Source organism: Acinetobacter sp. YH12132 (genome assembly GCF_013418645.1).
Classification (GTDB): Bacteria; Pseudomonadota; Gammaproteobacteria; order Pseudomonadales; family Moraxellaceae; genus Acinetobacter; species Acinetobacter indicus.
This window is the reverse complement of record NZ_VPBR01000002.1, coordinates 124436-137794: the sequence shown is the minus strand read 5'-3', so window position 1 is coordinate 137794 and position 13359 is coordinate 124436. Positions and strand designations below refer to the sequence as shown.

The 13359-nt window shown below is 48.8% G+C and carries 8 protein-coding genes, 5 tRNA genes and 1 pseudogene; 9 read left to right on the top strand and 5 right to left on the bottom strand.

The window, feature by feature from the left end; translation table 11 throughout:
* The 9 genes and pseudogenes from FTU67_RS02790 (at position 1) to FTU67_RS02750 (ending at position 6230) form a co-directional block, all read left to right on the top strand.
* Positions 1-76, top strand: a tRNA-Glu gene (locus FTU67_RS02790).
* 155 nt (positions 77-231) lie between these two features.
* A complete protein-coding gene (locus tag FTU67_RS02785) occupies positions 232-2727 on the top strand; it encodes a TonB-dependent siderophore receptor (RefSeq protein ID WP_180061378.1) in 2496 nt (831 codons plus the stop codon).
* Between the two features lie 83 nt (positions 2728-2810).
* A complete protein-coding gene (locus FTU67_RS02780) occupies positions 2811-2969 on the top strand; it encodes a hypothetical protein (RefSeq protein ID WP_168382599.1) in 159 nt (52 codons plus the stop codon).
* A 229-nt stretch (positions 2970-3198) separates the two neighbouring features.
* A tRNA-Glu gene (locus tag FTU67_RS02775) sits at positions 3199-3274 on the top strand.
* A 113-nt stretch (positions 3275-3387) separates the two neighbouring features.
* Positions 3388-4806 (top strand): amino acid permease, encoded by a 1419-nt coding sequence (locus FTU67_RS02770; RefSeq protein WP_005179201.1) that lies wholly within the window; start codon positions 3388-3390, stop codon positions 4804-4806.
* Positions 4807-4896: 90 nt separating this feature from the next.
* Positions 4897-5801: pseudogene (locus tag FTU67_RS02765) on the top strand (alpha/beta fold hydrolase).
* A gap of 133 nt (positions 5802-5934) precedes the next feature.
* Positions 5935-6010, top strand: a tRNA-Glu gene (locus FTU67_RS02760).
* Between the two features lie 24 nt (positions 6011-6034).
* A tRNA-Glu gene (locus tag FTU67_RS02755) sits at positions 6035-6110 on the top strand.
* 44 nt (positions 6111-6154) lie between these two features.
* Positions 6155-6230, top strand: a tRNA-Glu gene (locus FTU67_RS02750).
* A gap of 256 nt (positions 6231-6486) precedes the next feature.
* On the opposite strand, the gene FTU67_RS02745 is transcribed toward FTU67_RS02750, so the two are convergent.
* The 5 genes from FTU67_RS02745 to FTU67_RS02725 all read right to left on the bottom strand — a co-directional run bounded on the left by FTU67_RS02745 (position 6487) and on the right by FTU67_RS02725 (position 13344).
* Positions 6487-7731 (bottom strand): NADH:flavin oxidoreductase/NADH oxidase family protein, encoded by a 1245-nt coding sequence (locus FTU67_RS02745; protein WP_180061376.1) that lies wholly within the window; start codon positions 7729-7731, stop codon positions 6487-6489.
* A gap of 100 nt (positions 7732-7831) precedes the next feature.
* Entirely contained in the window at positions 7832-9418 is a 1587-nt protein-coding gene (locus FTU67_RS02740; RefSeq protein WP_180061430.1) for an ABC transporter ATP-binding protein, read from the bottom strand.
* On the bottom strand, positions 9393-10406 hold the full coding sequence (locus tag FTU67_RS02735; RefSeq protein WP_075167714.1) for an ABC transporter permease: 1014 nt from the start codon (positions 10404-10406) through the stop codon (positions 9393-9395). Before FTU67_RS02735 ends, FTU67_RS02740 begins: the two co-directional genes overlap by 26 nt.
* Positions 10406-11476, bottom strand: coding sequence for a microcin C ABC transporter permease YejB (locus FTU67_RS02730; protein ID WP_005179212.1), 1071 nt, complete (start codon positions 11474-11476; stop codon positions 10406-10408). Before FTU67_RS02730 ends, FTU67_RS02735 begins: the two co-directional genes overlap by 1 nt.
* A 29-nt stretch (positions 11477-11505) precedes the next feature.
* A complete protein-coding gene (locus tag FTU67_RS02725; protein ID WP_180006723.1) occupies positions 11506-13344 on the bottom strand; it encodes an extracellular solute-binding protein in 1839 nt (612 codons plus the stop codon).
* Positions 13345-13359: the final 15 nt, after the last annotated feature.

Genomic DNA, 13359 nt, shown 5'->3' with positions numbered 1-13359 from the left:
GTCCCTATCGTCTAGAGGCCTAGGACATCGCCCTTTCACGGCGGTAACCGGGGTTCGAATCCCCGTAGGGACGCCATCTCATTTCTCTCCCCTCCTGTTTGTTATTCATTCTTCTTTGCACAGCACTGTTGTTTATTTAAGCTGTTATTGCAAATAATTCTCATTTCTATTGATTAAGCCCAACAAGTTAATGATAATCGATTACATTATCTTTTACAAAAAACACATCTCATGCGTTTTGCCTATTCCAGCTTGTCTGTGGCCATTTTAAGTAGCTTCAGCTCCCTTAGTTTTGCTGAACAGATTCAAGAATCAGAACACACCGCCCCATCTCCCTCGCTCAAACTGTCGACCATTGTGGTCGAGGCCAAAGATGAAAATGCGCTGGGAAAAACGGTCTATAATCAGGAAGATTTAAAGAAAAGCCCGAATAGCAGCAAGAACATCACCGAATTTTTAAAGGTGAATCCGAACGTGCAGCTCGGTCACCGCTTTCGCAGCAGCTTGCAGCAAGGTGAACTGAACGCGGCCGATATCAGTATTAATGGCGGATTGGCTTACGATAACAAGATTCTGATCAATGGCCTCTCCATCAACAATACGATTAATCCGGTGGGCGCACAGCAATCCAATCATCCCAACCAGCTAATGGGCAATTCACAGACTGCTGCCATTAATACCGACCTACTGTGTAAACTGACCGTGTTAGACAGTAATGTCGGGGCGGAATATGGAGAATTTACCGGCGGCGTGGTTTCTGCCGAAACCTGCGCTCCGCAAACTGAAATTGGCAAAATTCACGGTTCGCTCAGTTATGACTACACCTCAGATGCCTGGTCAAAAGTCAATTTCCCCTCTCAGGACAGCCGGGATGCTTTTGAAGATTCGACCGATGAGTCGGCACAGCCCTACTTCACCAAACAGGGCATTAGCCTGAACAGTTATGGTCGGCTCAGTGAGCAATGGGGTTTTAATGCCTTTGCTTCATACCGGCATTCAGCCATTCCCTTAAAAACAGATTTTGCCGAATCAGGGCAATTTGAACAGCAACGTCAGGCCCGCAATGCCGGTGTGGAATTATTTTATGATCCCTCTGAACGTACCTCGTTTAAGCTGGGCGCGAGCTTTTTGGAAAATGATGGACTGTATTTTAAATCCAATATCCGTGATTCTGAATCGACCCAACACTCGAACAGCCAGAACCTGTATTTTAATCTGAACAACCAGCTCGACAGTGTCTTGCTGACCCAGCAGCTAAATTATCAACGCCAGCAAGCAGGACGTCAGGCCGCCCAGAACCACTATAGCTGGCTCAACTCGAGCAGCAAAAACTGGGGCAAGGACAAATATAGTTTCGAAGGTCATATGGGCGGCTTAAAGCAGCAAGAAAGCCGGCTGGAATACACCATTAAAGCCCTGTTTGAGCCGATTGAAACCGCATCTTTGCGGCATCAGTTTAAAATCGGGGCCGGCTATGGCCATTATGCTGCTTACTGGCAACGCCCTGAAACTGCCCACGTATATGCCACGCCTTTAAATTTAAGCGGCGCCGACTGCCAGTCTGATAATGGCACTCTATATGATGCCTGTGATACTGCGCCAAGTCTGGATGGAAAATATCAAGGCCAGTATTTAAGCAGCAAAACCAGCTATTATGCCGGTCAACTGGATATCCGTCAGGATCGCTGGCATGCCTTTATTGAAGACCAGATTCACTGGAATCAGTATCTGAGCGCAACCTTGGGCTTCCGGAGTGACTATGATTCCATCCATAAACAGAACAATGTTGCCCCCAGAACTGCACTAGAAATCCGTCCTTTGGGCAATGAACGCTTAACCCTGTTGGGTGGCTGGAACCGCTATTACGGGCTAAATGCGTTTGTGAATGAACTGAATGACCGGATTGACCAGTTTGAGCAGAAATATACACGCGCGCAGCTGGAACAGGGCTGGACACCCAAAACCGCAGGAAAGACCAGTTTCACCTATCGTTCCGAGCTGAAAACCCCGTATAGCGATGAAACCGTACTTGGCCTGAGTTTCAAACTGAACAATACCGCATTCAGCCTGAAATGGGTCAACCGTGACAATCAGGACCAGTTACGTAAAACCAAAATGAATCTGGAAGATCTGAGTTATAGCTATGACAATCGCGGGCGCTCTGCATCCGATATTTATTCGCTTTCCATCCGTAATCTGGCGCCACTGGCATTTTTAGGCGCACAACATCGTCTGGCCCTGAATGCCGACTATACTGAAACCACGCGCAATTTTGATCATTACGACAGTACCGATATTCTGACCGCCACCCCGCAAGTCTATTATAAGGGGCAACTGATTGATGCCGAGGATCGCCCTGCCCATGAGTTTCATGTGCCGTGGACCGTGCGTCTGAACTGGGAGATGCAGTTTGACCGCCTGCCGCTAACGCTCAGCCATTTCCTGAGTTATCAGGGTAAAGTTGATGCCCTAAAACGTGAGGCCAAAGGCTATACCGACGCACAGGGCGTGCAGCATGATGCCTATACGCCGTACACCACCCAGAACAAGTTTTATTGGGACTTGAAAGCCAGCTACCGGATTCCGTCTGTTAAAAATACTCAAACCATTTTGGGTCTGACTATTAACAATGTCACCAACCGCGCCAACAGCTTTATTGACAGCAGCGGCAGCGCCCAGCCCGACATTGGCCGGCAGTTTATTGCCGATGTGACCTTTAAATTCTAGCGTGGAAATATGCACAGGCTTGCGCTTTTGGCCTGTGCATCCGCTATAATTGCAGTAATTTCCCATGCTTTTTTTATAAGACAATGTTAAAAAAGATTTTTCTGGTCCTGATTATTTTGCTGCCTTCGGTGCTTTATCTGTACATTGTGTCGCGTGATAGCAAAGCACCGCAAGCGCCCGCACCGGCTGAACAGGCCGCGCCGCAGCCACAAGCACCTGAGTACCAAACCCCGGACCACTAAACGTGGTCTTTTTTATCTCCAGTACGATGAGTCGTGCAGATGCTCATTGGTTAAAATCCGGTGCAGATTGAAGTGCTTATTAAAAACCGGGTGGCCATCATCAAACGATAAATTTTCCAACAGCCTAAACAGATACTTTTTAGACAAATAAATCCAAATCGTGGAATTATTCCCGTCATCAAATTGACATCTTTGGGGCAAATCCCTAATATAGCCCTCACCTCGCAACGTCCCTATCGTCTAGAGGCCTAGGACATCGCCCTTTCACGGCGGTAACCGGGGTTCGAATCCCCGTAGGGACGCCATCTAAATCGCGCCAGACGATTACTTCTAACCCAATTGTTTTGATTATTGATTGCAGATTTGTAGTTTTTCTCTACAATAGCCTGCTTCTCTATTCTTTTATTCTCCTACTCTTATGCAGACATCTCATTCTCCGAATGATGCTACGCATCAGGGCAATTCTGCGCCTTTAAAACGCGCTATGAGTACTCGACATCTGGTTATGATTTCACTTGGTGGTGCAATCGGAACCGGTTTATTTTTAGGTTCGGGTGAAGTCATTGCACAAACGGGGCCTGTAGGTGCCATTCTTGCTTATTTTCTGGGCGGCGTGATCGCTTACATGGTTATGCTGTGTTTGGGCGAACTGGCTGTCCATATGCCTGAATCCGGTTCTTTTGGTGCTTATGCCAAACGTTATATTGGACCCGGAACAGGCTATACCGTCACCTGGCTGTACTGGCTGACCTGGTCAGTCACCCTGGGGACTGAATTTACCGCAGCCGCCCTGCTGATGCAGGAGTGGTTCCCGCACATCTCGATGTGGTTATGGACCATTATTTTTGGGGTATTTGTCTTTACCTTAAATATGGTGTCTAGCCGCTGGTTTGCTGAATCGGAATTCTGGCTGGCACTGGTCAAAGTCGTGACCGTGGTGGCCTTTATTCTGCTCGGTCTGCTGGCCATTTTCGGCGTGATCGGCTATCAGGGCTATGAATCTGCGCCGCTGTTTAGCAATTTAACCGCACAGGGCTGGTTCCCGGAAGGTTTATTCCCGATTTTCACCACCATGCTGATTGTCAACTTTGCCTTCTCTGGCACCGAACTGATTGGTGTGGCCGCTGGTGAAACCAAAGACCCGGCCAAAAACGTTCCAAAAGCCATCAACACCGCGATTTTCCGCCTGCTGATTTTCTTTGTCGGAACCATTCTGGTGGTGACTGCGTTATTGCCGCATCAGGAAGCCGGTCTGGCCGCTGAGGGCGTGAGTAGCAGTCCATTTGTGACCGTGTTCCAGCACATCGGGATTCCATACGCAGAAGATATTATCCGCTTCGTGATCATTACCGCCTTACTGTCTGCCGCCAACTCAGGTTTGTTTGCAGCATCGCGGATGATGTGGTCATTGTCGTATCAGAAGCAGTTGCCGCAGGTTTTCTCCAAGGTCAACTCGCGTGGTATTCCTTATGTGGCAGTGATGGTCACCATGCTGGGCGCAATGCCAGGCTTGCTGTCTGAGCAGTTTGCACCTGAGCTTATTTTTACCAACCTGCTCGGTATTGCGGCCTTTACCATGGTGGTGGTCTGGATGAGTATCTGCTTAAGTCATTTCAACTTCCGCCGTGAATGGTATAAACAGGGTCGTAGCGTGAAAGAGCTGGGCTTTGCCGCACCATTGTTCCCGATTGTGCCAATTCTGGGCTTTGTATTCTGTCTGATTACCTGTTTGAGTATGGTGTTTGATCCATCCATGCGCATCAGTTTCTTTGGCTGTTTAATCTTTATTGCAGCCTGCTATATCAGCTATTACCGTTTTTATCATAAAAAAATCTGATCAGGATTTGCAGTAAAGAGCGGCCCCGGCCGCTCTTTTTTTATCTATACTGTTAAATAAAGCCATTCTTATTCACATGCTGGCCCTACAATGAATATTATTTGCATTCATGGGATGAATCAGCAACACCAGACTGCCGATTCACTGCGTCGACTGTGGTTATCAATACTGGAGCAGGGTTTAAAACGCAGCCAGCAGTCCCATTTTTTGCCGATTTAAAACAGGCCATCTGTATGCCGTTTTATGGCGATTTGCTCTCCAAACATCATCTGCAAAACACTTTAAATGCCAGCACCCTGATGCCGCAGCACTGGCCGCATTTTCCACTGCTGCATCCAGTCAAAATTCAAAAACCGACCACAGTGCTGGAAGAACATCGCCCCGGCGATTGCAATATTCCGCATCTGCAAGTCTATGATGCACTTAACTTTAACCAGAAACTGAAATGGCTCAGTGCCTTAAGCCGGGATATTGCACTGCGTGATTTTGCCCGGCTGATCAATTATTTTACCAAACTGCATGCCAGCTTGTTGCATAAATTTCTGGTCGAAGCCTATTTATACCTGGCCGATCCGCATTTTATTCAAGAGGTACACAGCCGGATTTATGCCCAGCTCTGTCAGGATGACACCCATATTATTCTGGCGCATTCCTTAGGCACGGTAATTGCCTATAATCTGTTAATTCAGCATCCGGAACTGAATATTGCACGCTTTATTACCCTCGGTTCGCCGCTGGCCTTTCGGGTGATTCAGGAGCATTTACAACAGCCAATTCAGCGCCCGGCTGCCCTGCATGGCGACTGGATTAATTTTTATTCTCCGGATGATTTTCTGACCGCCTTTCCACTGTCGGAACCACCGTTTCATTTTAAACCGGCCATTCTGAACCAGCAGGTACAAACTCCGGTAGATCGTCCTCATGAAGTCTATGGCTATTTACAGCATCCCCAAGTCTTAGAGGCCTTGGTCGAGTTACTGCCAGAAAGTGCTTAAATTGAGGGAATTTTCACCTGATTTATGCAAATTGTTCTAAATTTATTCGCTTAAAAGCCTTGCAGCCAGAAAATTGTAGAAAAGCGTTTGACACCCTCCTTTTTTCACCCTAATATACGCCCACCTCTGAAACGTCCCTATCGTCTAGAGGCCTAGGACATCGCCCTTTCACGGCGGTAACCGGGGTTCGAATCCCCGTAGGGACGCCAATTTCAGAAGTAATATTTTATTAAGTCCCTATCGTCTAGAGGCCTAGGACATCGCCCTTTCACGGCGGTAACCGGGGTTCGAATCCCCGTAGGGACGCCACTTCCTCCAATCAATAGAAGCGGTTTAAAATATTCTTCTGCACTGTCCCTATCGTCTAGAGGCCTAGGACATCGCCCTTTCACGGCGGTAACCGGGGTTCGAATCCCCGTAGGGACGCCATATTCGGGTCACACACGTGATTCATAAAAAAGCCCAAGCATTGCGACTTGGGCTTTTTTATTGCTGCAACTTTTTATTTGTACAGAACGGGAAGTATGAAAAATACTATCACCCGTTTAAAACAGTCATACCACCTGCACCCAGATCCTCATCCACTTCATACAATCTCCTGTGAATATGGATGGAAATGCTCAAAAAGGCTGAATAAAGCGTAGATGGGGAATTGGAATGAATCACCCTCATTCCCCATTTCTGTTTAGGCCGATTTACGCGAGTTAATCTGTCCTTTAATGACTGCAGTCAAATTGCCTTTTAAATATTTAAAAAATACTTTTAAAGGCGAGAGTTTTGGATTCGGCTGTTTGCCTTGGGCAATGTCCTTGAACTGCGCGGCATACCAGATAATTTCCATAATTGCCATTTTATCAACCAGTGGAATGCCGGTCTTAATTTTATCGACACCATAACGCACGTCTTGCCCTGCCAGCAAACGATGTGCCAGATCTGGCTCTACCGCAAATGGGCGAGCAATCCCGATAAAATCACAGGCGCCGCTGGCCAGTGCCGTATTCATGCCTTGTACGGTCCGGAAACCGCCGGTCACCATTAAATGACAACGAACTTCCTGGCGGATCCGCTCCGCAAACTCCAAGAAGTAGGCTTCACGCGCTAAAGTCGAGGCTTTGCGTTTTTCCGCTTTTACTCCGGCCATGGCCGGTGCTTCATAAGTCCCCCCCGATACTTCAATCAGGTCAATTCCGGCAGCATCAATCGCTTTAAAGACCTGAATCACATCTTCCTCACTAATACCACCGCGCTGGAAATCCGCCGAGTTCAGCTTGACCGAAATAATAAAATCGTCAGAGGTCGCGGCGCGCACCGCCTGATAAATTTCCAGCAAAAAGCGCATCCGGTTTTCAATCGAGCCACCCCAACGATCCTGACGTTTATTGGTTAGGGGTGATAAAAACTGGCTGATTAAGTAGCCATGTGCGCCATGCAGCTGCACCCCTTCAAAACCGGCCTGCTCACAGATCTGCGCTGCGCGGGCAAAGCGCTGGATAATATCAAGAATCTCATCTTCACGCAGTTCACGCGGTGTGCCAAAGGTGGTGGCCAAGGCCGGGCTAAACGGTACGGCGGAAGGCGCGACGGTTTCTTTGTTCAGGCCTTTCGGACATTGCCGCCCCGGATGCGATAACTGCACCAGTTGCACCATGCCATACTGCTTGCCAATCTGTGCCCACTGTTGCAACTTGGCCAGATCACGTTCTGATTCAATGGCCACCACGCCCGGTTCATTTTTGGCACGAATATCCACCATGACATTGCCGGTAATGGCACAGCCCAGCCCACCCTTGGCCCAGGCCTCATATAAGCCCAAATGTAACTGGTTCGGCTGACCAGCCGTATTGGCCAGCGCCTCACTCATAGCGCCTTTAATGATGCGGTTTTTAAATGTGGTCTTTCTAATTTGAAGCTGATCTGCAATCTGGCTCATTGGTCAATCCTGACATTGTGGTCTAGAGCAAATACTCTATTGAATTACCCCAATGGTCAAGCAAATTTTGACAACTCGTAATGTCAAAAATAGTCACAGATCAATATTGACTGGCCTGAATCAGCTGCCGGGTATAGTCAGTTTGTGGCTGTGCAAACAGATCTTCAGTACGCTGGAATTCCATCACCTTGGCATGTTTCAGCACCAATACCTTCTGACACAAGGCCTTGACCACCTGCAAATCATGGCTGATAAACAGATAGCTCATCTGCTCCTGCTGCTGCAAACGCCGCAACAGTTTAACGATGGCGCGTTGTGTGGTGCGGTCCAGCGCCGAGGTCGGCTCATCCAGAATCAGCAGTCTCGGTTTCAGCACCAGCGCACGTGCCAGTGCAATCCGTTGCCGTTGTCCACCAGATAGTTCATGCGGATAACGGGTTTTAAAACTGACCGGTAATTCAACTTTTTCCAGTGCCAGATCAATACGCTGCTGAATTTCGGATGCTGACAGCTTTTGTAAGGCCAGCCCTTCGCCAATGGTCTGCTCGACATTTAAACGCGGATTCAGACTGCTAAACGGGTCCTGAAATACAATCTGAAATTCACTGCGTAATGGCCGCAGCTGCTTTTCCGAAAGCTGGTTCAGGTCCTGGCCCAGCAAATCTATTTTGCCCTCACTGGCAGTTAAACGCGAAATCGCCAAGGCCAGCGAGCTTTTACCGGAACCACTTTCCCCGACAATACCGATGGATTCGCCTTGAGCCAGATTTAAATCCAGCGGCTCCACCGCGACAAAATAATCTTTGACTCGATTGAGTAAACCCTGCTTGATGGGAAACTTCACACCCAGTTGTTGCAGTTGCAATAAAGGCTGAGTCGCCTCTACCTGTAAAGCCTGACCAAAATCATGATGCAGCAGTTCCCGGGTATAGGCCTGCTGCGGCGCATGAAAGACCTGTTCAACCGGCCCCTGCTCCTCGACCTGGCCTTTGTTCATGACAATGACCTGATCGGCATAATGCCGCACCAGATTCAAATCATGGCTGATTAAAATCATGGCCATCTGCCGGCTGCGCTGTAAGCTTTGCAGCAGGTCCAGAATTTGCGCCTGCAGGGTCACATCTAACGCAGTGGTCGGCTCATCGGCAATCAGGATGTCCGGATCAAGCGCCAAGGCCATGGCAATCATCACCCGCTGGCGCTGCCCACCTGACAGTTCATGCGGATAACGCTTCAGTTTATCTTCCGGCTGGGGAATGCCGACATCTTGCAGCAATTGCAGTACGCGTTGCCGGGTTTCCGCCTTGGAATAGCCTTGTAACAGCAGGCTTTCGCTAATAATTTTTTCCACCCGATGCAGCGGATTTAATGCCGTCATCGGCTCCTGAAAAATCATGGCAATGCGCTGGCCGCGAATCTGGCGTAGTTGTACCGGATTCAGCTGTAGCAGATCCTGCCCCTGAAACAGTGCCTGCCCCTGAATCTGTAGCTGACTCGGCAACAAGCCCAGCAAGGCCAGACTACTCACCGATTTACCCGAACCACTTTCACCGACCAGCGCCAGTGTTTCGCCAGCGTGCAATTCAAAATTTAAATTGTGCACCAATAGCTGCTGTTGATGCTGAATCTGGAGCTGCTGTACCGTCAGCACCGGCGTGCGCTTACTGGCGTCTTGGATCGAATGCATCACGGGTCGCCTCTCCAATATAAATCAGTAAAGATAAAACAATTGCCAGGGTAAAAAAGCCCGACAATGCCAGCCACGGCGCATTTAAATTATTCTTGCCCTGTAGCAGCAGTTCGCCTAAAGATGCAGCATCGGGCGGCAAACCATAACCGAGGAAATCCAGTGCAGTCAGCGCGGTAATATTCGCAGTCAGCATAAAGGGTAGTTGTGACAGACTTGAACTCATGGCATTGGGCAAGATGTGCCGGAACATGATGGTACGGTCGCTCACACCCAGGCTGCGGGCAGCACGGACATAATCAAAATTACGTGCCCTTAAAAATTCGGCCCGGACCAGTCCGACCAAGGTTGGCCAGCCAAACAGCAGCATAATCAGAAACAGCCAGTACACACTCGGACTAAACATACTGACCAGAATCATTACCATGAACAGCATTGGTAAACCGCCCCAGACTTCCAGAATCCGCTGTCCCAGCAAATCGACCCAGCCGCCATAATAGCCCTGTATCGCCCCGACGATAATGCCAAGTGCAGCAGAGGCCAGCGTTAAGGCAAATCCGAATAGCAGTGATACCCGCAGGCCATAGAGAATCCGCGCCAGTACATCTCGGCCCTGATCATCGGTCCCGAGCCAGTTATCGCTGGTCGGTGGTGACGGCACCGGCACAGCCAGCTCTAAATTCGGTGACTGATAAGAATATTCAATCAGTGGCCAGATGGCCCAGCCCTGGTCCTGAATCAGCTGCTGCACAGCCGGGTCCTTATATTCCGCCTCGGTTTCAAAGACCCCGCCAAAAGTGGTTTCAGGATAAGCCTTGAACACCGGCATATATAAGCTGTTTTCATATTTGACCAGCAGCGGCTTGTCATTGGCGATCAGCTCGGCCGCTAAGGACAAAATAAAAATCAGAGCAAAGGCGATAAAACAACCAAATCCCAACCGGTTCTGTTTAAAACGCTGGAGCCGCGCCTGCATTAAGGGAGACATTATTTGGCCCCCCGTGATTCAAAATTAATCCGTGGATCAATGACCTGATACAGCACATCGCTGATCAGTCTGAGGACTAATCCTAACAAGGTAAAAATAAACAGGGTGCCAAAAATTACTGGATAATCACGCTGTACAATCGCTTCAAAGCCCAGCAATCCCAGACCATCGAGGTTAAAAATAATTTCAATAAACAGGTTACCGACAAAGAAAATCCCAATTAATGCTTCCGGCAGGCCAGCAATCACAATTAGCATGGCGTTACGAAAAACATGGCCATACAGCACCCGCGATTCGGTCAGGCCTTTGGAGCGTGCCGCCAGCACATACTGTTTATTCAGTTCTTCCATAAACGAGTATTTGGTTAAGTAGGTCAACCCGGCAAATCCACCAATCACCATCGCCAGCAGCGGCAAGGTCATATGCCAGAAATAGTCTTTGATTTTACCCAGCAGACTCAGCTGATCGAAGTTTTCCGAGACCAATCCCTGTAGCGGGAACCACTGAAAATAGGAACCACCGGCAAAAAATACAATCAATAAAATCGCAAAAGCAAAGGCCGGAATGGCATAGCCAATGGCCAGCAAAATAGACGTGGCTTTATCAAAGATCAGACCATGCTGACGGGCTTTTTTTATCCCCAGTGGAATAGACACCAGATAAATCAGCAAGGTGCTCCACAATCCTAAAGACAGCGATACCGGCAGTTTTTCCCACAGCAGCTGGGTCACCGGCTTGTCTTTAAAAAAGCTGGTGCCAAAATCAAATTGCAGATAGCTGCTCAGCATTAGCCAGAAACGCTCATGAATTGGTTTATCAAACCCATATTGCGCTTCAATTTTAGCCACCATTTCATCACTTAGACCTTTGGCGCCCTGATAGGGCGTTGAACCGGCCGCAGCAGTTTCGGCACTGCCACTCCCGCCCATGCCCTGAAAGGCTTCTGCCTGCTGAATTGCCTGCTCGACCGGACCGCCCGGGGCAATCTGGATCACAATAAAGTTAATCAGCAAAATCAGAAACAGTGTGGGAATAATCAGCAACACACGTTTCAGGATATAGGTTCCCATGCGCTCAGCATCCTTGTGGCAAAGCCAGCTTATTGTTTACGCAGATACTGGGCTACTTTTTGCGCCCCGGCTGCATCACTCCACCAGTAATCAAGTCCAATGGAAAGTTTTGGTTTTATTTTCGGTTGTTGGTACATATTCCAGTAGGCCAGCCAGTGCTCGCCTTTGCCATAGGTCGGAATCTGGTAATAACCAGCGCGTAATAAGCGGTCCAGCACTTTGGTCCGGACAATCAGCTGCTGGCGGTCAGGCGCGTAAATAATTTTCTGAATGATGTCATCAATGACCGGATTCTTGATGCCGGCATAATTATAATTGCCCGGCTGATCTGCCGCGGCACTGCTCCAGAATTGCGCCTGTTCATTGCCCGGACTTAAGGACTGTGGCAAGACCATGGTGCTTAAGTCAAATTCTGCCCGGCGCATCCGTTCAATATATTGCGGCACATCGACCTGGCGGATATTCACCACAATGCCCAGACGTTTTAAATTGCGCACAAAAGGCATTAAGGTACGCTGCAAGCCATCCTGATGAATTAAAAATTCCAGCTGGATGGTGTTGCCTTTCGGATCAAGCAAACGGCCATCCTTGAAGCGATAGCCGGCATTCAGCAGGATCTGCCGGGCTTTGAGCAGACCGCTGCGGTTAAAACCGCTGGCATCACTGACCGGGAATTTCCAGTTGGCCAGCACCCCCTGACGCTGCACCGGATGCAACTGTTTTAAATACGGCTTTAACAGTGCCAGCTCCGCCGCGCTTGGACGACCTTTGGCTTCCAGTTCGCTATTGCTAAAATAACTTTGCAAACGCTGATACTGTCCGTAAAACAGGGCTTTATTCTGCCATTCAAAATCATAGGCATGGCTGAGCGCCTGACGGAAATGAATATCCTGCATCGGTGCATGCCGGGTATTAAACACAAAACTTTGTGTTGGCACCGGGTTTTCATGCCGGAACTTATATTTCACCACCATCCCCGCTTTCACTGCCGGGAACTGATATTCCGTCACCCATTTGCGCGCGGTATATTCTTCATGCAGCGTGTATTGGCCCGACTTAAAGCCTTCAAAGGCCACATCCATATTGCGATAATAGACAAATTTAAGCCGGTCAAAGTTATAACGGCCCTTATTGACCGGCAGATCTTTGCCCCAATAGTTCGGATTGCGCTTATAAGTAATACTGCGTCCGGCATCAATGCGTTCAATCAGATACGGGCCTGACCCCAGCATCGGCTGCAAGGTAATCCGGCTAAAGTCCTTGCCCTGCCAGTCTTTCTGGGAATAAATCGGTAAGGCCGATAAAATCAGCGGCATTTCACTGTTGTTATCGGATTTAAAGGTCATTTTGACCTGATGTCTGGATAAGACCTCAGTTTTATCCAAATCGGCAATATACATCTGCAAACCCGGATTAGATTTGCTCTGGAAGGTATCAAAACTGAATTTGACATCAGCCGCGGTGACCGGTGTGCCATCACTAAAACGTGCTTTTGGATTCAGATGAAAAATGACAAACTTGGTCTGCTTCGGATCATAAGTCACTTTTTCTGCCAGCAGTGGGTACATCACCCCCGGCTCATCTAGCGAGCTGGTCATGAGCGAATCAAACAGATAATTCACCCCATCGGTCGCACTGCCCTTACCGTTCATGCTGTTCAGGTTGTCAAAAGTGCCATTGCTGGACTGACTCAGTATGCCACCTTTCGGTGCTTGCGGATTGGCATAGGGCATGGCCGCAAGCTGGCTGTATTTCGGGCTGCTGTGCAGCGCGATATACGGCGTGGTCTGCAGCGCAGCCCAACTCCAGCTTGAGGTCAAGGCCAGTGCTGTTGCCACAGCACTCAAGCCATATAAAGATCTGTTCATGCGGTCACGACTCCT